19 protein-coding genes and 1 pseudogene are annotated in these 19,823 nt (G+C 72.4%); 9 read left to right on the top strand and 11 right to left on the bottom strand.

Translation table 11 applies throughout. From position 1 onward, the window contains the following. The first annotated feature begins 7 nt into the window (after window positions 1-7). The gene (locus Q3W68_RS12860) at window positions 8-1,576 is read left to right on the top strand and encodes a PrsW family intramembrane metalloprotease (protein WP_302905590.1); all 1,569 of its coding nucleotides are present in this window, start codon (window positions 8-10) and stop codon (window positions 1,574-1,576) included. Window positions 1,577-1,606: 30 nt separating this feature from the next. Here Q3W68_RS12860 and Q3W68_RS12855 read toward each other — a convergent pair whose 3' ends face one another. Both Q3W68_RS12855 and Q3W68_RS12850 read right to left on the bottom strand, forming a co-directional pair. Further along, the gene (locus Q3W68_RS12855; protein ID WP_302905708.1) at window positions 1,607-1,765 is read right to left on the bottom strand and encodes a hypothetical protein; all 159 of its coding nucleotides are present in this window, start codon (window positions 1,763-1,765) and stop codon (window positions 1,607-1,609) included. Between the two features lie 106 nt (window positions 1,766-1,871). Beyond that, window positions 1,872-2,219: a co-chaperone GroES gene (locus tag Q3W68_RS12850; RefSeq protein WP_120572899.1), complete on the bottom strand. Its 348-nt coding sequence runs from the start codon at window positions 2,217-2,219 to the stop codon at window positions 1,872-1,874. Between the two features lie 162 nt (window positions 2,220-2,381). On the opposite strand from Q3W68_RS12850, the gene Q3W68_RS12845 reads away from it, so the two are divergent. Next, window positions 2,382-3,665 (top strand): AI-2E family transporter, encoded by a 1,284-nt coding sequence (locus Q3W68_RS12845; RefSeq protein ID WP_302905702.1) that lies wholly within the window; start codon window positions 2,382-2,384, stop codon window positions 3,663-3,665. A gap of 50 nt (window positions 3,666-3,715) precedes the next feature. On the opposite strand, the gene Q3W68_RS12840 is transcribed toward Q3W68_RS12845, so the two are convergent. Further along, window positions 3,716-5,857: an ATP-dependent DNA helicase gene (locus tag Q3W68_RS12840; protein WP_302905589.1), complete on the bottom strand. Its 2,142-nt coding sequence runs from the start codon at window positions 5,855-5,857 to the stop codon at window positions 3,716-3,718. 124 nt (window positions 5,858-5,981) lie between these two features. Here Q3W68_RS12840 and Q3W68_RS12835 point away from each other — a divergent pair, with 124 nt between their 5' ends. Further along, window positions 5,982-6,488, top strand: a complete 507-nt coding sequence (locus Q3W68_RS12835) for a DUF402 domain-containing protein (protein WP_013288837.1) — start codon at window positions 5,982-5,984, stop codon at window positions 6,486-6,488. A gap of 6 nt (window positions 6,489-6,494) precedes the next feature. Here the strand turns inward: Q3W68_RS12835 and sigJ are convergent, their stop codons facing one another. Then, window positions 6,495-7,448 carry an RNA polymerase sigma factor SigJ gene (gene sigJ, locus Q3W68_RS12830; RefSeq protein WP_302905588.1) on the bottom strand — a complete coding sequence of 318 codons (954 nt, stop codon included), beginning with the start codon at window positions 7,446-7,448 and terminating at the stop codon, window positions 6,495-6,497. 184 nt (window positions 7,449-7,632) lie between these two features. Here sigJ and Q3W68_RS12825 point away from each other — a divergent pair, with 184 nt between their 5' ends. The 3 genes from Q3W68_RS12825 to Q3W68_RS12815 all read left to right on the top strand — a co-directional run bounded on the left by Q3W68_RS12825 (window position 7,633) and on the right by Q3W68_RS12815 (window position 10,368). Next, entirely contained in the window at window positions 7,633-8,583 is a 951-nt protein-coding gene (locus tag Q3W68_RS12825) for a PPK2 family polyphosphate kinase (RefSeq protein ID WP_302905587.1), read from the top strand. A 149-nt stretch (window positions 8,584-8,732) separates the two neighbouring features. Further along, window positions 8,733-9,359 (top strand): DUF47 domain-containing protein, encoded by a 627-nt coding sequence (locus tag Q3W68_RS12820; RefSeq protein WP_091047092.1) that lies wholly within the window; start codon window positions 8,733-8,735, stop codon window positions 9,357-9,359. Between the two features lie 4 nt (window positions 9,360-9,363). After that, window positions 9,364-10,368, top strand: coding sequence for an inorganic phosphate transporter (locus tag Q3W68_RS12815; RefSeq protein ID WP_302905586.1), 1,005 nt, complete (start codon window positions 9,364-9,366; stop codon window positions 10,366-10,368). Window positions 10,369-10,416: 48 nt separating this feature from the next. Here Q3W68_RS12815 and Q3W68_RS12810 read toward each other — a convergent pair whose 3' ends face one another. Together Q3W68_RS12810 and Q3W68_RS12805 are read right to left on the bottom strand one after the other, a co-directional pair. Next, a complete protein-coding gene (locus Q3W68_RS12810) occupies window positions 10,417-11,385 on the bottom strand; it encodes a Gfo/Idh/MocA family protein (protein WP_302905585.1) in 969 nt (322 codons plus the stop codon). A 61-nt stretch (window positions 11,386-11,446) separates the two neighbouring features. Beyond that, window positions 11,447-12,033 (bottom strand): annotated as a pseudogene (locus tag Q3W68_RS12805) (DinB family protein). A gap of 582 nt (window positions 12,034-12,615) precedes the next feature. On the opposite strand from Q3W68_RS12805, the gene Q3W68_RS12800 reads away from it, so the two are divergent. Further along, window positions 12,616-13,443, top strand: coding sequence for an NUDIX domain-containing protein (locus tag Q3W68_RS12800; RefSeq protein WP_302905584.1), 828 nt, complete (start codon window positions 12,616-12,618; stop codon window positions 13,441-13,443). 2 nt (window positions 13,444-13,445) lie between these two features. Here the strand turns inward: Q3W68_RS12800 and Q3W68_RS12795 are convergent, their stop codons facing one another. Next, a complete protein-coding gene (locus Q3W68_RS12795) occupies window positions 13,446-14,402 on the bottom strand; it encodes a YafY family protein (RefSeq protein WP_302905583.1) in 957 nt (318 codons plus the stop codon). 62 nt (window positions 14,403-14,464) lie between these two features. Between Q3W68_RS12795 and Q3W68_RS28315 the strand changes: the two genes are divergently transcribed. Beyond that, the gene (locus Q3W68_RS28315; RefSeq protein WP_368045732.1) at window positions 14,465-14,641 is read left to right on the top strand and encodes an epoxide hydrolase N-terminal domain-containing protein; all 177 of its coding nucleotides are present in this window, start codon (window positions 14,465-14,467) and stop codon (window positions 14,639-14,641) included. A gap of 73 nt (window positions 14,642-14,714) precedes the next feature. After that, a complete protein-coding gene (locus Q3W68_RS12790) occupies window positions 14,715-15,527 on the top strand; it encodes an alpha/beta fold hydrolase (RefSeq protein WP_368045731.1) in 813 nt (270 codons plus the stop codon). 81 nt (window positions 15,528-15,608) lie between these two features. Here the strand turns inward: Q3W68_RS12790 and pstB are convergent, their stop codons facing one another. Genes pstB through pstS form a run of 4 tightly spaced genes read right to left on the bottom strand, consistent with a single transcriptional unit; the run spans window position 15,609 to window position 19,715 of the window. Then, entirely contained in the window at window positions 15,609-16,385 is a 777-nt protein-coding gene (gene pstB, locus Q3W68_RS12785; RefSeq protein WP_302905582.1) for a phosphate ABC transporter ATP-binding protein PstB, read from the bottom strand. 20 nt (window positions 16,386-16,405) lie between these two features. Further along, window positions 16,406-17,494: a phosphate ABC transporter permease PstA gene (pstA, locus tag Q3W68_RS12780; protein ID WP_302905581.1), complete on the bottom strand. Its 1,089-nt coding sequence runs from the start codon at window positions 17,492-17,494 to the stop codon at window positions 16,406-16,408. Beyond that, window positions 17,491-18,576: a phosphate ABC transporter permease subunit PstC gene (gene pstC, locus Q3W68_RS12775; RefSeq protein WP_302905580.1), complete on the bottom strand. Its 1,086-nt coding sequence runs from the start codon at window positions 18,574-18,576 to the stop codon at window positions 17,491-17,493. Before pstC ends, pstA begins: the two co-directional genes overlap by 4 nt. 41 nt (window positions 18,577-18,617) lie before the next feature. After that, entirely contained in the window at window positions 18,618-19,715 is a 1,098-nt protein-coding gene (gene pstS, locus Q3W68_RS12770; RefSeq protein ID WP_302905579.1) for a phosphate ABC transporter substrate-binding protein PstS, read from the bottom strand. Between the last annotated feature and the right edge of the window lie 108 nt (window positions 19,716-19,823).

Raw genomic sequence — 19,823 nt, 5'->3', positions numbered from 1 at the left:
CCTCACGATGCGACCGGACCAGTGGGTCGCGGGTGACTACGCTGACCGCATGGCCGACACCCCGCCCGGCGCAGCCCCGCCGCCACCGCACGCGCCCGCCGCCCCGCCGGGGGCGCCGGCGCCCCGGATGCCGCTGCGCCGGCTCGGCTGGCGGCGCTTCCTGGTGCTGGCCGGTGTGGTGCTGCTGATCGCGGCCGGTGCGCTGTTCATGGTGTTCACGCTCGGCGAGAGCCTGGGCGCCGAGGCGCTGCTGATCGGCGTGATCGCGGCGATCCTGCCGGTGCCGGTACTGGTCTTCTGCTTCCTCTGGCTCGACCGTTACGAGCCGGAGCCACTGAAGTACCTGATCTTCTGCTTCGCCTGGGGCGCCTTCGTCTCCACCGCCATCTCGCTGCTGGTGAACACGGCCAGCGCGGGGCTGTTCGAAGACCGAGGGCTGCCGGTCGCGCTGACCGCCGTGCTGGTCGCGCCGTTCATCGAGGAGCTGACCAAGGCGGCCGGTCCGCTCCTGGTGCTGATCTTCCGGCGGCGGGAGTTCTCCGGCATCACCGACGGCCTGGTCTACTGCGGGCTCTCCGCGGTCGGCTTCGCCATGGTGGAGAACATCCTCTACCTGGGCGGGCACGGCTACCGCGCGGGCGCCGACGAGTACGGCCCGGCCACCGGCGCGCAGCAGGTGATCGCGATCTTCATCGTCCGGATCCTGCTGTTCGGCTTCGCCCACCCGCTGTTCACGTCGATGACCGGCGTCGGGCTGGGTGTCGCCGCGCGTACCGCCGACCGGCGGGTGCGGGTGCTCGCGCCGCTCGCCGGGCTGCTGCTGGCGATGATCCTGCACGGCACCTGGAACCTGCTGCCCTCGCTGGCCCAGGCCACCGGGGAGACCGTGATCGTGCTCTACGGCTACATCGGCGTGATGGTGCCGATCTTCTTCGCGATGGTCGGCCTGGCGGTCTGGCTGCGCGCCTGGGAGGGCCGGCTGACCGAGCGCACGCTGCCCGACTACGTACGCGCGGGCTGGCTCACCCCGCCCGAGGTGGCGGCGCTGGGCAGCCTCGGCCGGCGGCACGCGGCGCGTACCTGGGCGCGACGAGTCGCCGGTGACGGCGGGGTACGCGCGATGCGCGGCTACCAGTTCGCCGCGACCCGCCTGGCGCTGCTGCGGGACGGGATGCGCCGAGGGCTGGACCGCAAGCCGGAGGAGCGGGAGCGGACGGCACGGGAGGAACGGGAGCTGCTGGACGCGATCACCGCGTACCGGTCGTTCTTCGTCGGTCGTGACCCGCAGGCGCCGGTCGGGGTCTGGGACGGTCAGCGCTACCACCTGCGGTTCCCTGACGGGTCGCAGCGTCCGGTGGAGGCGCCGGACGACCCGGTGGTGCCGATCCCGGTGGTGCTGGCCCAGCCGCCCGCCTTCCCGCAGGGCGGCTACGGCCCGAGCGGTCACGGCCCGGCCGGCTGGCACGGTCCGGCCGTCGGCCACGGTCCGGCCGCCGGTCACGGCTACGGCCCGGGCGCCGGCCACGGCCCGGGCGGCCGGCACGACCCGGGCGCGCCCTGGCACCCCGGGCGCTGAGGCCGGTCGGCCGGTCAGCGGTGGCGGTGGTCAGCTCATCAGTCCGGTCAGGAAGTCGCCGAGCCCCTGGGCGATGGCCATCAGCGCGCCGCCGATGCCCTTGAACAGCTGCGCCGCCCCGTCCGGCCGGAACGCCATGAAGTAGATCAGGAACGCGAGGAATCCCCAGGCGAGGATCTTTTTGATCACTACCGGCATGGTGTCCCTCCCCAGGGCGCGCTGAGGTGCCTGGGCTTCCCGCCGGGCGGCGCGGCAAACAGCGCCGCCGTGCCGCGAGCGGCGCCGGAGGGGCGAGCTACAGGTAGAGACCGGTGGAGCCGGCGGCGGTGGTCTCCACCCGCTCGGCCGCCACGGCGTGCACGTCCCGCTCGCGCAGCAGCACGTACGCTCGCCCGTGCAGCTCGACCTCGGAGCGGTCGTCCGGGTCGAACAGCACCCGGTCGCCGGCCACGATCGCGCGGACGTTCGGCCCGACGCCGACCGCTGTGGCCCAGGCCAGCCGCTTGCCCACGGCTGCCGTCGCGGGGATCACGATGCCGGCGGTGGAGCGACGTTCTCCCTCGCCACCCTCGGTACGCACCAGCACGCGGTCGTGCAGCAGGCGGATCGGCAGCCCGGCGTCGAGACTCTGGTCGGCGGTCACGCGAAGACGCTACCGCGTGGCCGCCGGTCGATTCCGCAGTGGTTGGTGAGAGCGCCGGGCGGGCAATGTGTGGCCGAGTCGCCCTAGGGTGGGGCGTACGGACGTATCCTGTGCCCCCTGCGACCAGGTGGGGCTGATTTGCCGGAGGTGCGCTTGAGCCGCATGGAGCGGATGCGCGGACGGCTCCGCCGTGCGTACGAGTCGGGCCGGGAGGCGGCCCGGACCCGGCGGGCCGACGCGGACTCGGCGGATGCGGGAGTGGCCTCGCCCGCCTCGCCTGGGCCACCCGCCTCGCCGGAGGCGATGGTCGTGGGCGCCGGGTCGCCGGCGGCGTTGCACTCCTCGACTGTGAGCCGGGACGACACGGAGGTGCCGCACGCGCTGCGCATCGCCGCCGCGTGGTGCTGGCGTCTCATCGTGATCGGCATCGTGACCTGGGCCCTGCTCAAGATCGTCGGCACCATCAGCATCGTGATCATCCCGCTGACCGTCGCGCTGCTGCTCTCCGCGCTGCTCGCCCCGGCGGTGGGCTGGCTGCTCCGGGCCCGGCTGCCCCGGTCGCTGGCGACAGCAGTGGTGCTGGTCGGCGGCCTGGCCGCCGTCGTCGGCACGCTGACGCTCGTGGTGAACGAGTTCATCAAGGGCGTGCCGAAGCTGAGCGAGAAGTCCTCCGAGGGCGTCCGGCAGATCCAGGACTGGTTCAAGACCGGCCCGCTGCACCTGTCCGACAGCCAGCTCGACCGCTACATCGACGAGGCGCAGAACTGGATCAACGGCAACACCGAGCGGTTCACGAGCGGTGCGATAAGCACCGCCGCCACGCTGGCCGAGGTGCTCACCGGCACCGTCCTCGTCCTGTTCGCCACGTTCTTCTTCCTCCGCGACGGCAACAACATCTGGCGGTTCCTGGTCCGGCTGCTGCCGGTCGCGGCGCGCTGGAAGGTCGACGACGCCGGGCGCGCGTCCTGGGCCACGCTCGGCGCCTACGTGCGGGCCACGGTGGTCGTCGCGTTCATCGACGCGGTAGGCATCGGTATCTTCCTGGTGCTCTTCGACATCCCGTTCGCGTTCCCGCTGGCCGCGCTGGTCTTCCTCGGCGCGTTCATCCCGATCGTCGGCGCGTTCCTGTCCGGCGTGGTGGCCGTGCTGGTGGCGCTCGTCGACAGCGGCCCGGTGACCGCCCTGATCATCCTGGGCGCGGTTGTCGGCGTGCAGCAGGTCGAGGGCCACGTGCTCCAGCCGCTGATCATGGGCCGCGCAGTGGCCATCCACCCGCTCGCCGTGATCATCGGCATCGCCGCCGGAGTGGTGCTCGCCGGCATCGCCGGCGCGCTCGTCGCGGTGCCGCTGATCGCCGTACTCAACACAGCGGTGCGCCGGCTCGCCGCGCGCAGCGTCCCGGACACCCCACCGGACGCGGTGGTGGTCGCCTCCCAGGCGCCCTGACCGGCACAGACCCGCAGACGCCCGCGTCACCCTCAGGGGGAGGCGCGGCGTCAGCTCTTGGCGAGCCGTTCCAGCGCGCCCCGGGCCACCTCCGGCCGGGTCGTGTACCAGAACGGCGGCAGCGAGCGGCGCAGGAACGGGCCGTACCCGCGTGCCGTCTCCAACCGCGAGTCGAGCACCGCCACGACGCCCCGGTCGCCGGTGGCCCGGATCAGCCGGCCGACACCCTGGGCCAGCCGCACCGCAGCGATCGGCACGCTCACCGCCGCGAAACCGGACCCGCCGCCCGCGTCCACCGCCGCCGCCCGCGCCGCCGCGAGCGGCTCGTCCGGGCGGGGGAACGGCAACCTGTCGATCACCACGAGCTGGCAGGCGTCGCCCGGCACGTCCACCCCCTGCCAGAGCGACATCACCCCGAACAGGCAGCTCTCCCGTACCTCGCGGAACCGGCGCACCAGCAGCGGCAGCGCCTCCTCGCCCTGGAGCAGCACCGGCAGGTCGGTCCGCGCGCGGACCAGCTCCGCCGCCTGCTGCGCGGCCCGTCGCGACGAGAAGAGCCCGAGGGTACGACCACCGAGCGCCTCGACCAGCGCCAGCAGCTCCTCACCGGCCGGTCCGGGCAGCCCGGAGACGCTGGGGCGGGGCAGGTGCGCGGCCACGTACAGGATGCCCTGCCGGGCGTAGTCGAACGGCGAACCGACGTCGAGCGAACTCCAGCCCGGCCCCTCGGTCGCCGGTACGGTGCCGATCGATGCCCGGCTGCCCTCGGTGGCCGCCACCGGCGTGACCGGGAAACGGCCGGCGGCGGCAGCGGTGGCGAGCGCGGCGGCGGCCGGGGACGGCGGGGCCGGCGGCGGCGCGTCCAGCCCCAGCGCCCGGGCCACCGTGTCGAAGCGGCCGCCCAGCGCCAGCGTGGCCGAGGTGGCGACCACCGTGCGCTCGTCGTACAGGTGGGTGGCGAGCGTGCCCGCCACCGACAGCGGCGCCACCACGAGCGCCCGGCGGCTGCCGTTGTCCGGCTTCTCGACCCAGGCGACGTCGTGGTCGGCCTCCTCCAGCAGCCGCTGGGCGGTGGTGGACAGCTCGTCCAGCACGGCCTTGGCCTGCTGCTTGCGTACCGGGTCTGGGTCGTCGGACTTCACGTCACCGATCGCCTCCAGCGCAGCCCGGGTCGCCGAGTCCAGCAGCGTGCACGCCTCGCGCAGCGCGGGCGGCAGACCGGCGGTGAGCCGCCCGGCGGGCGCCTCGGCCAGCCCCACCGCCAGCGCGTCACCGGCCTCGGTGAGCCGCTCGGCCACGTCGGGGCGCAGCAGCGGCCGGGCCCGCCGGGTGGACCTGTCGATCAGCTCCGGCACCAGCTCGGCCTGGGCGGCCGAGGAGACCCGGTCGGCCAGCTCGTGCGCCTCGTCCACCACGAGCAGCTTGTGCGGCGGCACGATGTGCCGCCCGGCGAGCATGTCGACGGCGAGCAGGCTGTGGTTGGTGACCACGATGTCTGCCTCGCGGGCGCGCGCCCGGGACGCCTCCGCGAAGCACTCCTGCCCGAACGGGCAGCGGCTCGCGCCGACGCACTCCCGGGCCGGCATGGACACGCTGCGCCACACCTGGTCGTCCACGCCCGGATCCAGCTCGTCCCGGTCGCCGGTGGCGGTCTCCTCGGCCCAGTCGCGCAGCCGCTGCACCTGCTTGCCCAGCCGGCCCGCCTCGCCGAGCCACTTGGTGCCCCCGTTGCCGGAACGCGGCGCGTCGAACAACGCGTCGTCCGGCTCGTCCTCGACCGAGCTGTCCAGCCGGGCCAGGCACAGGTAGTGGTGGCGCCCCTTGAGCACGGCGAAGGTGGGACGGCGGCCCAGCACCGGCTCGACCGCGTCGGCCAGCCTCGGCAGGTCGTGCTCGACCAGCTGGGACTGCAACGCCAGCGTGGCGGTGGAGACCACCACCGGCCCGTCCACCGTCAGCGACGGTGCGAGGTACGCCAGGGACTTGCCGGTGCCCGTACCGGCCTGCACCAGCAGGTGCTCACCCGAGGCGATGCTGCGCTCGATCGCCTCGGCCATCTGCTGCTGACCCGGCCGGGCCGCGCCGCCCGGGACCGCGCCCACCGCGGCGGCCAGCAGCTCCCCGGCACCGGCGCGGCCACCGCGGCGCTTCTTCGGGACGGCCGGGCCGGTGGCGGTGCGGGACGGAGTCACCGTGCGACCGTACCCGCCGGCACCGACGCGGGTCCGGCCGCTCCGGCGGCGTGGCGGGACGGCGGGTCGCGTCCGGTTACCTCCCGATCGCGTGGCGTGGCCGGAATCGGTTAGGGTGCCAGGCATGCCGAGCGACGTGGTCCGCGTGATCTACCGCAAGTACGACGGCAGCGCCCACCGCGACTACCCGGCTCGCCGGCTCGCCGAGGACGACCTCGGCGTCTGGCTCGGCGTGCCCGCCGGCACCGAGTCCGTCTACCACGGCCGCCCGTCGGTCGAGCAGATCCCGTTCGTCCTGCTGGTGCCGCACCACGGCTGGTGGACCGGCATGTTCAACCCGCCGCCGCGCACCAGCGAGGTCTACTGCGACATCGCCACCCCGGCCCGCTGGGAGGGCGAGGAGACGGTCCACCTGATCGACCTCGACCTGGACGTGGTGCGCCGTCGCGAGACCGGCCTGGTCGAGCTGCGCGACGAGGACGAGTTCGCCGTGCACCGGGCCCGCTGGGGCTACCCGGACGACGTGGTCACCGAAGCCGAGGCCGCGTCCCGCTGGCTGCTCGGCGCGCTCGGCGACGGCACCGAGCCGTTCGCCACGTCGTACCGGAAGTGGCTCGCGCTGGTGGTCTGAGCCGGCTCACCAGCGCGGCGGCCAGACGGCGTCCGGCCCCAGCGGCGGCAGCTCGCGCACCTTGTCCGGGTTGAGCTGGTTGAACACGCCGGTGACCCGCCCCTCGTGGACCGCGAACGAGGTGACCATCCGGATCGGCCGCCCGTCCCGGTGGAAGAACTCCGACTGCCACCCCAGCGTCCCGTCCACCAGCACCGGCCGGCCGCGCAGGCCACCCCGCTGCCGGGCCTGGCCGTACAGGCCGAGGAGCAGGCGGGCGACCGAGTCGACGCCGACCACCGGCCGGCGTCCGGCCGGGAAGTGACCGCCGGCGTCGCCGATCGACACGACGTCCGGGGCGAGTACGCGGACCAACTGCTCCAGCTCACCCGACTCCACAGCGGCGGCGAACGCGGCGAGCACCCGCCGCTGCTCGGCGATGTCGGCGCTGTGCCGGGGCGCGTCCGGCCCGTGCACCGCCCGGCGGGCGCGCGACGCCAGCTGACGCGCGGCCTCCGGGGTCACCGCGAGCACGTCCGCCACGTCGGGGAACGGCACCGCGAACACGTCGTGCAGCACGAACGCGACCCGCTGCTCCGGCGTCAGCCGTTCCAGCACCACCAGCAGCGCGGTGCCGAGCTGGTCGGCCCGCACCGCCCGCTCGGCCGGGTCGGGCGCGAACCCGTCCGCAGCCGGCACCGCTGTCACCATCGGCTCGGGGAGCCACTGACCCGGGTACGCCTCCCGGCGCACCCGGGCGGAGCGGAGCACGTCGAGGCAGATCCGGGAGCAGGTGGTGATGAGCCAGCCCCGCAGATCGCGTACGCGGGCGCGCTCCGCCGGGTCGCTCAGCGCGCCGGAGAAACGCAGCCAGGTTTCCTGCACCGCGTCCTCGGCCTCGCTGCGGCTGCCCAGCATCCGCTGAGCGACCGCCAGGAGACGCCCTCGTTCCGCCTCGAACTCCCCCGCCAGCTCGTCCACCCCCCCATTCTCCCGCCCCCGAGCCCGCCCCACCGCCCCCGGCACCCCACCCACCCCGCCCGCCCCGCCGATCTTGCACTTGCTGCCCCGGCAAACGGTGCTTTCCGGACGCGCCAGGGGCCGCAACCGCAAGATCGGCGGAACGGGGCGAGCGGGGACGGGCTCCGGGGGTGAGGATCGGGGGATGAGTGAGGTGGTGGGGCCCGTCGGCGGGCGTATGCGGGAACTGCTTCGGGTGGGGCCGGGGGCGGTGGATCTGGCGGCGATCGACCCCCGGTCGACGCCGGGGCTGCCGGCGGCGGCCGGGCGCGGACCGGCGCGCAAGGAATGGGCGCGGGCCCAGGTCGAGCTGATCGGCGCGGAACTGGGGCGGCAGCAGGAGATGCTGTACGCCTCGGCCCAGGGCGCCGCCGGGCCGGGCAGCGCCACCAGCGCGCCGGCGCAGGCGGACGCCGGACTGGACGGGAACCGGCCGCGCCGGGTGCTGCTGGTGCTCCAGGCGATGGACTGCGGCGGCAAGGACGGCACGGTCAAGCGGGTGACCGGCGCGATGAACCCGCTCGGGCTGCACATCCGCTCGTTCGGTCCGCCGACCGAGGAGGAACTGCGGCACGACTTCCTGTGGCGGGTACGCCGGGCGCTGCCGCCACCCGGGTACGTGGGCGTGTTCAACCGCTCGCACTACGAGGACGTGCTCATCGCCCGGGTCGAAGGGCTCGTCGACGAGGCGACCTGGCGGTCCCGGTACGCGATCATCAACGACTTCGAGCGGGAACTGACCCAGCAGGCGGTCACAGTGGTGAAGGTCATGCTGCACATCTCGTACGACGAGCAGGGCGAGCGGCTGATGGAGCGGCTCACCGACCCGGCGAAGTTCTGGAAGTACAACCCGAGCGATCTGGACACCCGGGCACGCTGGGACGACTATCAGGCCGCGTACGCCGAGGCCTTCGAGCGTTGTCGCACGGACGCCGCGCCCTGGTTCGTGGTGCCGGCGGACCGCAAGTGGTACCGGGACTGGGCGGTCGCCCACCTGCTCCGGGAGACGTTCGACGGGTTGGATCTGGGGTATCCGCCTGCCGATTTCGACGTCGAACGGGAGCGTGACCGGTTACGGAGCCAGCGCCGTGAGTGATCAGGTGAACAGAAGGTGAACGAGCGGTGAATCGGGCCTGACCAGGGGTGGGCCGATCGAAAGTGGGTTCGGCGCGGTCCCTAGCATGCGCAGAGCAGACGCCCGGGGGGCGACGGCCACCCTTCCACCGACACGACGAGGTCCGTGCTGTGAAGTTTTCCTTCCGTCCCACCGAGGGCGCTTTCTACGAGCTCTTCACCAGAGCCGCGCAGAACCTGGTGAAGGGGACCGACCTGCTCAACGAGCTGGGCCTGCCCGGTGCCGACGTGCAGTCGATCAGCGAGCGGCTGACCGACATCGAGCACGACAGCGACCAGATCACGCACGAGCTGTACAAGAAGATCAACTCCACGTTCATCACGCCGTTCGACCGGGAGGACATCTACCGGCTGGGCTCACTGCTCGACGACGTGATGGACCACCTGGAGGCGGTCGGCAACCTGCTCTACCTGTACGGCCTGACCAAGCTGCCGGCGCTGCCCCGCGAGCTGCACGAGCTGGTCAACGTGCTCGACCAGCAGGCCAAGCTCACCGCCGAGGCGATGCCCCGGCTGAAGTCGATGAAGGATCTCGAGGACTACTGGATCGAGTGCAACCGGCTCGAGAACGACGGCGACCAGGCGTACCGGATGCTGCTGGTGCGCCTCTTCTCCGGTGAGTACGACGCGCTCACGGTGCTGAAGATGAAGGAGGTGGCCGACGAGCTGGAGGCCGCCTGCGACGCCTTCGAGCACGTGGCCAACACCGTCGAGACCATCGCGGTCAAGGAGTCCTGATCCAGTGACACCCGAACTCATCGCCGTGCTGGCGGTGATCGCGGTCGCCATGGCGTTCGACTACACGAACGGCTTCCATGACGCGGCCAACGCGATCGCCACCAGCATCTCGACCCGGGCACTGACCCCCCGGATCGCGCTCGCGCTGGCCGCCGTCGGCAACTTCGTCGGCGCGCACTTCGGCGCCGGGGTGGCCAAGACGGTCGGCGACGGGCTGGTGACGTTGCCGACCGGGGTGGAGAGCCTCGGCGTGGTCTTCGCCGGCGTGCTCGGCGCGATCATCTGGAACCTGATCACCTGGTACTTCGGCCTGCCGTCCTCGTCCTCGCACGCCCTCTTCGGCGGCCTGGTCGGCGCGACCCTGTTCGCCGCCGACGGCATCGTCCAGTGGGGCACCATCGTCGAGAAGGTCCTCGTCCCGATGGTGCTCTCGCCGGTGGTCGGTCTGATCCTCGGCTTCCTGGTGATGCTGGCGATCATGTGGCTGTTCCGGAAGGGACAGCCGGGCAAGCTCAGCCGCGGCTTCCGCTGGGCGCAGACCGCGTCCGCCGCCGCCATGTCGGTCGGCCACGGCATGCAGGACGCCGCCAAGACCATGGGCATCATCGTGCTCGCGCTCTACACCGGCGGTTTCCAGGAGAGCAAGACGCACATCCCGGGCTGGGTCTTCTGGACCTCCGCCGCGATGCTGGCGGCCGGCACGTACGCGGGCGGCTGGCGGATCATCCGTACGCTCGGCCGGAAGATCATCGACCTCGGCCCGGCGGAGGGCTTCGCGGCCGAGACCGTGGCCAGCGCGGTGCTCTACTTCAACGCGCTGGTGCTGAAGGCGCCGATCTCCACCACGCACACGATCACCTCGGCGATCATGGGTGTGGGCGCGACGAAACGGCTCTCCGCGGTGCGCTGGAACGTGGCAGGCAACATCGTGATCGCCTGGATCATCACGTTCCCGGCCGCGGCCGCGATCGCCTGCCTCGCGTACCTGCTGGTCCGGCCCTTGTTCTGATCTCCGCGCGCTGACGTCGAGGGGTTCCCCGCCGTGGCGGGGGACCCCTCACGCGTAGGAGACGCCGATCCGGGCCTTGATGTCGTCGATCAGGCCCATCACCTCAAGTGTGGCGGCGTGCGGCACCAGCGGGCTCTCGATCAGCCCGGCCGCCAGGCAGCGCTGCACCTCGATCGCCTCGTACTGGTAGCCGCCGCCGGTCAGGTCCGCCGGGATCGTCTCCGGTTCGGCGCCGGCCCGGTGCAGCACCACGTGCGCGGGCCGGAAGAACAGCTCGGGCAGGTCGATCCGGCCGGTCGTACCGGTGATCGACGCGGTGATCGCTGTCGCGCCGACCATGCCGCAGCTCAGCGTCGCCACCGCGCCGGAGTCCCAGCCGAGCACCATGCCGGTGTTCTCGTCCACCGCCTCCGGGGTCAGCTTGGCCCACGCCTGCACGTGCTGCGGCGCGCCGAGCACCAGGTGGGCCAGGCTCAGCGGGTAGACGCCGAGGTCCAGCAGCGCGCCGCCGCCGAGCGTGCGGGCCCGCATCCGGTGCTCCGGTGGGAACGGGCCGGCCACGCCGAAGTCCGCCCGCACGTGCGTCACCTCACCGATCGCGCCGTCCCGGATGAGCTCCAGCACGCGCAGGATCAGCGGGTTCGTCCGCATCCACATGGCCTCCATGAGGAACAGGCCTCGGGCGCGGGCCGTCTCCACCAGCTCGGTGGTGGTCGGCAGGTCCAGCGTGCACGGCTTCTCCACCAGTACGGCCTTGCCGCCGGCCAGGCAGGCGAGCGCCGCCTCGTGGTGAGCGGCGTGCGGCGTGGCCACGTAGATCGCGTCCAGGTCCGGGTCCGCGGCCAGTTCCGCCGATGAGGCGTACGCCCGCGGCACGTCGTGCCGGCGCGCGAACAGTTCGGCGCTCTCCCGGGTACGCGATCCGACCGCCACGAGTTCGGCGTCCGGTACCAGCCGCAGATCCTCGGCGAAGCGAGCGGCGATGTTTCCGGTGGCCAGGATTCCCCAACGCGTCATGCCCGGCACGCTATCCCGTACCGCCTGGAGGCCGGGAGGGTGATCCACCGGTCGGGACGGCTCAGCCGCGGACGTCGGCGGCGGCCCGGGCGGACCGTTCGATCATCGCCCGCCGCGTCGCCAGCGTCGACCGGTCGGGCTCCAGGTGCGCGTACGCGGCCCACGCCCCGGTCGAGCCGTCGAGCTGCTCGCGCAGGATGTCGGCGTGCCCGGCGTGCCGGCTGGTCTCGGTGAGCACGTGCACCATGACGTTGAACAGCTTGACGTCCGGCCGCGGCCACCACGGCACGTGGCCGGGCGCGTCGACGGGGAGGGCGTCGATCGTCGCGTCCGCGTGCGCCGCCGCCCGCCGGTAACGGCCGATCACCTCCTCGCGCTCTCGTGCTCACCCACCCACATGTCGGTGTTGTCCGGATCCGGCTCGTCCCACCGGGGCAAGGGCTCCGGGAACGGTCGGCCGAACACCTCGCCGAGGTACCGGGCCTCCCAGAACGACAGGTGCTTGACCAGGCCGAGCAGGTTGGTGCCGGACGCGGTCAGAGGGCGGCGCACGTCGTACTCGGACAACCCGTCGAGCTTCCACAGCACCGCCTCGCGGACCTGGCGCAGGTCGTGGTGCAGGTACTCCTTCGCGAAATCGTCGATCACGATTCCGACCCTGCCAGGCGCGGCCGACGCGCGCTGCCCCGTGCGTGCCGTGCCGTCGGCGGCGGGCCGGCCCGGCGTGCGAGTGGCCGCACTCGGCGGGAAGGGCATCCTGCGCCCTCGCTCGCGGCCTCCCGTCCCGGCCGCCTGACGTCGACCGATGCCAAACACGCACCGTGAGGGTTGCTCTGCGTAACGGTGGTTGCGCTTCTTTTCGTCAGCCCGTGTGGGCAAAAGCGACGTGTACGACCAAAACCTGCTCCCGAACCCGGGCCGGGCACATCGCCTCCCGCCTCCTTTGCTCTGCAGCCTCATGCGCACCGGCCACGGATGGTTGCCGATGCGGATCTGGCTGCAGAGCAAAGGAGACAGAGAGGTGCCCTCCCGGCGGGCGAGGGAACTACACAGCGTAAGTGTGTGCCGTCGCCCTCGACGCGGATCGGGCCATCGCGACGCGACGCGACGGGCAGGGCGGGGGCGACGCGGCGCCGCGGGGCGGGGGCACGGTCGGCGGGGTGCGGGTGCTTGCGGGGGCCGCGAGCACCGGCACCGACCGGGCCTCCCGGCGGGAACTAGGCTCGGCGCATGACGATCGACGGCTTCGCCGCACCCCCCGCCCTGGTGGAGCACGCCCGCCGGTTCCGGGCCGAGGGCGCCGTACCGGCCGTGCCCCGGGTCGCCGCCACCGTGCTGCTGCTCCGCCCGGTCGGCGACGGGTTCGAGGTCTACATGATTCGCCGGGTGGCGGCCATGACGTTCGGCGGCATGTACGCCTTCCCCGGCGGCGGGGTGGACCGCTCCGACTCGGAGGCGCACCTCGGCTGGGCCGGCCCGGACCCGGCGGCGTGGGGGGAGCGGCTCCGGCTCGACCCGGCCGCGGCGCAGGCGGTGGTGTGCGCCGCCGCCCGCGAGGTCTTCGAGGAGGCGGGCGTGCTGCTCGCCGGCCCGGACCCCGACACCGTTGTCGGCGACGTGAGCGGCGACGACTGGGAATCGGCCCGCCAGGACCTGGAGGGGCGGCGGGTCGGCTTCGCGGACCTGCTGGCCGGGCGGGGCCTCACGCTCCGGTCCGACCTGCTGCTGCCGTGGAGCCGGTGGATCACCCCGGAGTTCGAGCCGCGCCGCTTCGACACGTACTTCTTCGTCGCCCTGCTGCCCGAGGGGCAGCGGACCCGGGACGTCTCCGGCGAGGCCGACCACACGCTGTGGCTGCGCCCGGCGGACGCCCTGGCCCGGGCGGAGGCCGGTGAGCTGACCATGCTGCCGCCCACCATGGTCACGCTCGCCGAGGTCGCCGCCGCGGGCGACCTCCGCGACGTGGCCCGCGCCGCGCAGGAGCGAGACCCGGGTACGCCGATCCTGCCCCACATCGACGGCCTGGACGGCGCGGAGCCCCGCCTCCGGCTGAGCTGATCTCAGCCGGTGGCGCGCAGGTAGCGGGCCGCGAGGGTACGCAGGAGATCGGCGAGTTCCGGTGGGTCCTCGACTGTGAAGTCGAGGTCGAGCAGGCCGATCCAGACCGCGATGGTCTCCAGCCGGTCGGCGCCGGTGTGCAGGAGGCAGGCGGTGTCGCCGGCCGGCTCGACAGTGCCGATCGCCGGATTGATCCGGTCGGCAACCACCTCGGCCGGGGCGTGGACGCGGATGCGCGCCCGATGCCGCCAGGCGGCCGACGAGACCCCGTGCCGGACCCGGTCCACCACGTCCTCCGGCACCTCGCGCGGTGCGAACCGGGGACCGGCCGGAGTGCGCGGGGTGATCCGGTCCACCCGGAACGTGCGCCAGTCGTTCCGCGCCGGGTCGAAGGCCACGAGATACCAGCGCCGTCCCCAGTTGACCAGCCGGTACGGCTCGACGTCCCGCCGATCGGCGGCACCGTCGTGCCGTACGTAGTCGAACCGCAGCCGCTCCCGGTCGCGGCAGGCGGCCCCGATCAGGCTGAGCGTCGAGGCCTCCACCGTCGGGCCGGGTTCGTCGTGTGGCACCCGGACGGAGTGGGCGTGCAGGGCGGTGACCCGTCGGCGAAGCCGGTGGGGGAGCACCTGCTCCAGCTTGGCGAGCGCCCGTAGCGAGGTCTCCTCGATGCCGGTCACGCTGCCGCCCGCCGCCGTACGCAGCCCGACCGCCACTGCCACCGCCTCCTCGTCGTCGAGGAGCAACGGAGGCAGGGCCGCGCCGGCGCCCAGCCGGTAACCGCCGACCGCGCCCCGGGTGCCGTGCACCGGGTAGCCCAACTCGCGCAGCCGTTCCACGTCGTTGCGGACGGTCCGGGTGCTCACCGCGAGCCGCTCGGCCAGTTCGGTGCCGGTCCAGTCGCGCGGGGTCTGCAACAACGACAGCAGGCGCAGCAGCCGCGCCGAGGTCTCCAACATTCCTGGGATCCTGCCAGCTCATTAGGAAGGGCGTGTTCCTAATCGGTTCGTACCGTCGGGGCATGGCAGACAACACCGCGATAGTCCCGTTCCGTATCGACGTCCCCCAGGAAGAGCTGGACGACCTCGCCGACCGGCTCGCCCGTACCCGCTGGACCGAGGAACTGCCGGCGGACCCGCGGACCCGGCCGCCGCACCCGGCCCGATCCCGCCCGGCTGGGAGTACGGCGTCCCGCTGAGCTGGGTCCGGCGGCTGGCCGAGCGCTGATCCTCACCCACGGCTGGCCGGGCACCGTCGCCGAGTGGCTGGACGTGATCGGCCCGCTCACCGACCCGCTGTCGCACGGCGGCGACCCGGCCGACGCCTTCCACCTGGTCATCCCGTCGGTGCCGGGGTTCGGCTTCTCCGGGCCGACCCGGGAACCCGGCTGGAACCGTCACCGGGTGGCCCGGGCCTGGGCCGAGCTGATGCGCCGCCTCGGCTACGAGCGGTACGGCGCGGCCGGCAACGACCTCGGCGCGTTCGTGTCGCCCGAGGTGGGGCGGGTCGACCCGGAGCACGTGCTCGGCGTGCACGTCACGCAGGTGTTCTCGCTGCCGTCCGGCGACCCGGCCGAACTGGCCGCGCTCACCGAGGAGGAGCGGGGCAAGCTGGCGTTCGCCGAGTTCTTCGTGCAGCGGCAGGGCGGCTACGACAAGCTGCACTCGACCGCGCCGCAGAACGTCGCCCACGCGCTCGCCGACTCGCCGGTGGGTCTGCTCGGCTGGCTGGGTCAGCTCATGGGCGACCAGATCGACGTCGACCACGTACTGACCCACACGACCATCTACTGGCTGACCAACACGGCCGCGTCGGCAGCCCGCTACTACTACGAGGACGCCGAGGTGGTGCACCCGGCGCAGAAGGTCAACGGCCGGGGCACCGACCTGCCCGAGCCGACCGCTGTGCCGCTGGGCCTCGCCAACTTCGCCTGGGACTTCCAGTCCATCCGTACGCTCGCCGAACGCGACCACAAGAACATCGCCTCCTGGCGCACGTACGACAGGGGCGGCCACTTCGCGGCCCACCAGGTGCCCGACCTGCTCGTGGCGGACCTGCGGCAGTTCTTCGCCGCGCTGCGCTGAGCGTGCGGTGCCAGGACCGGCGGTGTTAAGAGGGGCCCCTTCCTCTACCGGAGGCGTTAACAGGGGGCCCCTCCTTACACCTCACCCGAAGCGGCCGGTGATGTAGTCCTCGGTCTTCTTCCGGGCCGGGTTGCTGAAGATCTTCTGGGTGTTGTCGTACTCGATCAGGCGGCCCGGGTCGCCGGTCTTCTCGATGGAGAAGAAGGCGGTCCGGTCCGACACCCGCGCGGCCTGCTGCATGTTGTGGGTGACGATGATGATGGTGAACTTGTCCTTGAGCTGGAACATCAGGTCCTCGATGGCCAGCGTCGAGATCGGGTCCAGCGCCGAGCACGGCTCGTCCATCAGCACCACCTGCGGCTCGACAGCGATGGTGCGGGCGATGCAGAGCCGCTGCTGCTGGCCGCCGGACAGGCCCGCGCCGGGCTTGCCGAGCCGGTCCTTCACCTCGTCCCACAGGTTCGCCGAGCGGAGCGCCCGCTCGGCCGCCTCCTCCAGGATCGACTTGCGCCGTACGCCGTTGAGCCGCAGGCCCGCCACCACGTTCTCGAAGATGCTCATGGTGGGGAACGGGTTCGGCCGCTGGAAGACCATGCCGATCATGCGCCGGACCGCCGTGACGTCCACGTCGCGGTCGTAGATGTCCTGGTCGTCGATGGTGAGGCTGCCCTCGACCCGGGCACCGGGCAGCACCTCGTGCATCCGGTTGATCGACCGCAGGAAGGTGGACTTGCCGCAGCCGGACGGCCCGATCAGGGCGGTGACGGTCTTCGGCTCGACGGTCAGGTTGATGTTCTCGATCGCCTTGAACCCGCCGTAGTAGGCGGTCACGTTCGTGGCTTCGATGCGCTTGGCCATGGTGGCGGTACCTCCGGGGTTCATCGGCCGAGCCGGTTACGACGGGCCAGCAGCTTCGCCGCGACGGTCAGGACGAGGACGAGGGCGACGAGGGTCAGCGCCGCGGTCCACGCCCGTGCCGGCGAGTACTTCGACGCCTCACCGGCCTGCTGGTAGACGAAGAGGGCCAGCGACGACTGGTTGTTCTCGAACGGGTTGAAGTTGATCGCCGCGCCGCCGCCGGCGACGAGCAGCACCGGCGCCGTCTCACCGGCGGCCCGCGCGACGGCGAGCATGATGCCGGTGACTATGCCGGGCAGCGCGGTCGGCAGAACGACCCGCAGGATGGTCTTCCACTTCGGTACGCCCAGCGCGTACGCGCCCTCGCGCAGCGGCGCGGGCACCAGCCGGAGCATCTCCTCGGTGGATCGGACCACTGTGGGCAGCATCAGCACGCTCAGCGCCAGCGCGGCGGCGAAGCCGGAGAAGCCCGGGCGGCCGTCGTTGAACCACGGCGAGACGATCAGCACCCAGAAGGCCAGCACGAACAGGCCGGTGACGATCGACGGGATGCCGGTCATCACGTCCACGAAGAAGCGGATGGTGAACGCGAACCGGCCCCGGCCGTACTCGACGATGTAGATCGCGCAGAGCACGCCGAGCGGCACCGTGATCACCGTGGCGATGCCGACCTGCTGCAACGTGCCGACGATCGCGTGGTACGCGCCGCCGTTGGCGTCGCGCGACCCGATGTTGTTCATCGAGGTGCCGAAGAAGTTCGCGTCCAGCCGCTCGGAGCCCTTGCTGACGAGCGTCCAGACCACCGAGGCCAGCGGCAGCACCGCCAGCACGAACGCGGAGTGGATCAGCGCGCTCCAGGTCCGGTTGCGGGCGGACCGGCGGCCCTCCACCGCGTTGGCCGCGACGAAGAGACCGGCCAGGTAGAGCAGCGCGCCGACCACCACGACCAGGACCGGGCCGCCGATGCCGGCGCCGTACACCAGGGCCGCCGCGAGCAGCAGCGCGGCGACGGCGACGGCCGGAGCGGCGTACGCGGGAAGCCGCCTCGCCCGCAGCGTGACCGGCTGGGCCGGCGGGCGCGGACGGCGGGGGGTGAGGGTGGTGGTCATGCGGCCGACTCCGTGAACTCGCGCCGCCGGTGGATGATCGCCCGGGCGGTGATGTTGACGATCAGCGTGATCGCGAACAGCACCAGGCCGGAGGCGATCAGCGCGCCCCGGCCGGTGTCGTTCGCCTCGGCGAACCGGTTGGCGATGTTCGCGGCGATCGAGTTGCCGCCGCTTTCCAGGATGTTGAGCGAGATGGCGTACGTCGAGCCGAGCGTGAGCGCCAGCGCGATGGTCTCGCCGAGCGCCCGGCCCAGGCCGAGCATCACCGCGGCGATGACACCCGGCCGCCCGTACGGCAGGACCGCGGTGCGGATCATCTCCCAGCGGGTGGCGCCGAGCGCGAGCGCTGCCTCCTCGTTCGCGGTCGGGGTCTGCCGGAACACCTCGCGGGACAGCGAGGTGACGATCGGCAGCACCATGATGGCGAGCACCACGGAGCCGAGCAGGATCGAGTTGCCGTACGGGCCGTCGCCGAAGATCGGGATCCAACCGAAGTACCTGTTCAGCCACGCGGACAGGTCGGCCACCGGCTGGGCGAAGTAGTCCCGGCCCCAGAGGCCGAAGACCACGCTCGGCACGGCTGCGAGCAGGTCGATCAGGAAGCCCAGGGTGTTGCCGAGCCGCCGGGGCGCGTAGTGCGACAGGTACAGGGCGATGCCCAGCGCCACCGGCACCGCCATGAGCAGCGCCAGCAGCGAGCTCAGGACGGTGCCGAAGGCGAGCGCGCCGATGCCGAACTGCGGCGGGTCGTCGTTCGGGAACCAGCCCTCGAAGGTCCAGAACGACTCGGTGTTGGCCCGCAGCGCCGGGACGGCCTTGGCGATCAGGAAGATCGCGATGGCCGCGATGACCACCAGGACCGTGGTGCCGGCGGCCAGGGTCAGGCCGCGGAACGCCCGTTCCGCGCCGAAGGCGCGGGCCCGGGGGAGGGCACCGCCGCCGCCGAGGCCACCGTCGGGGCGGCCCGGGTTACCGGGGCGCTCGGCCACACGCGCCGAGGCACCGGCGGGTCGCTCGTGGCTCCTGGCCACGGGGTTCCCGCCGGTGCCGGCGTGGGCCGAGCGGTGAGGGGTGTCACCCATCTGCTCGCTCGCTTCGTGTTGAGGAGGCGTCGGTCGGAGCGTCAGGAGAGGCTCTCGACAGCGGCCTCGACCTTGGTGCGGACGGTCTCGGGCAGCGGCGCGTAGCCGAGTTCGACGAGCTCCTTCTGCCCCTCGGCGCTGGCGGCGTGGCCGAGCAGGCCCTTGACCAGCGGCAGCTTGTCGGCGGCGAGGCCCTTGCTGCAGACGATCTCGTAGGTCGCCAGGACGATCGGGTACGCCCCGGCCTCCTTGGTGTTGTAGTCGATCGACATCTTCAGGTCGTTGCCCTGACCCTCGAACTTGGCACCGGCAATGGTCTTGCCGGCCGAGTCGCCGGTCAGCTCGACGAACTCGCCGTTGCCGTTGCGGATCTTGGCCATCTTCAGGTCGGAGTTCTCGGCGTACGACCACTCGACGTAGCTGATGGTGCCGTCGGTGCTCTTGACCTTGCTGGCCACACCGTCGGACTTGGCCGCGCCGACGCCGCCCGGGGCCTTCCACGCCTTGGAGTTGCCGAGCGTCCAGTCCGTCTCGGCGGTCTTGGAGAGGTACTTGGTGAAGTTGTCGGTGGTGCCCGACTCGTCGGAGCGGTGCACCGCCTGGATCGCTGTCGACGGCAGCTTGGCGTCCGGGTTGTCGGCCTTGATGGCCGGGTCGTCCCACTTGGTCACCTTGCCGGCGAAGATCTTCGCCAGGGTGGCCGGGCTGAACTGGAGGTTGTCCGCGCCGCCGACGTTGTAGACGACAGCGACCGGGCCGATGACCATCGGCAGGTTGAGCGCCTGGCCGCCGGTGCACTTGGCGTCGGCCTGCGGCTGCTCCTCCGGCTTGAGGGGGGAGTCCGAGCCGGCGAAGTCTGCGGTGCCGGCGATGAACGCCTGAATGCCGGCGCCCGAGCCGCTGGGCTCGTAGTTGATCGTGGTGCCGGCGCACTTCTGCTGGTACGCCTTGATCCACTCGGCCATGGCGTTCTTCTGGGCGGAGGAGCCCTGCGCGTTCAGCGTGCCCGTCGCGCAGTCCACCGCGGCGGTGGAACCGGAGGCGCTGGCCGTCTCGTTGTTGTCCGAGCCGCAGGCGCTGAGACCGAGAACCGCGGTAAGAGCGAGACAGGCGATGGCGCCGTGCCGCTGGAGCTTCACTTCAGGGGTTTCCCTTCACGTCTTTGGTCAGGTCGCCCGGAGTGCCGGGGGCCGGAGCTGACCGGCTGACACGAAAGGTAGGAGGGCCAGGTGGACGGTTCGCCGGAC

Source organism: Micromonospora sp. C28ISP2-4 (assembly GCF_030519385.1).
Classification (GTDB): domain Bacteria; phylum Actinomycetota; class Actinomycetes; order Mycobacteriales; family Micromonosporaceae; genus Micromonospora; species Micromonospora tulbaghiae.
Note: the sequence above shows the minus strand (reverse complement) of the source record. Positions and strands in the feature narration are given on the sequence as shown.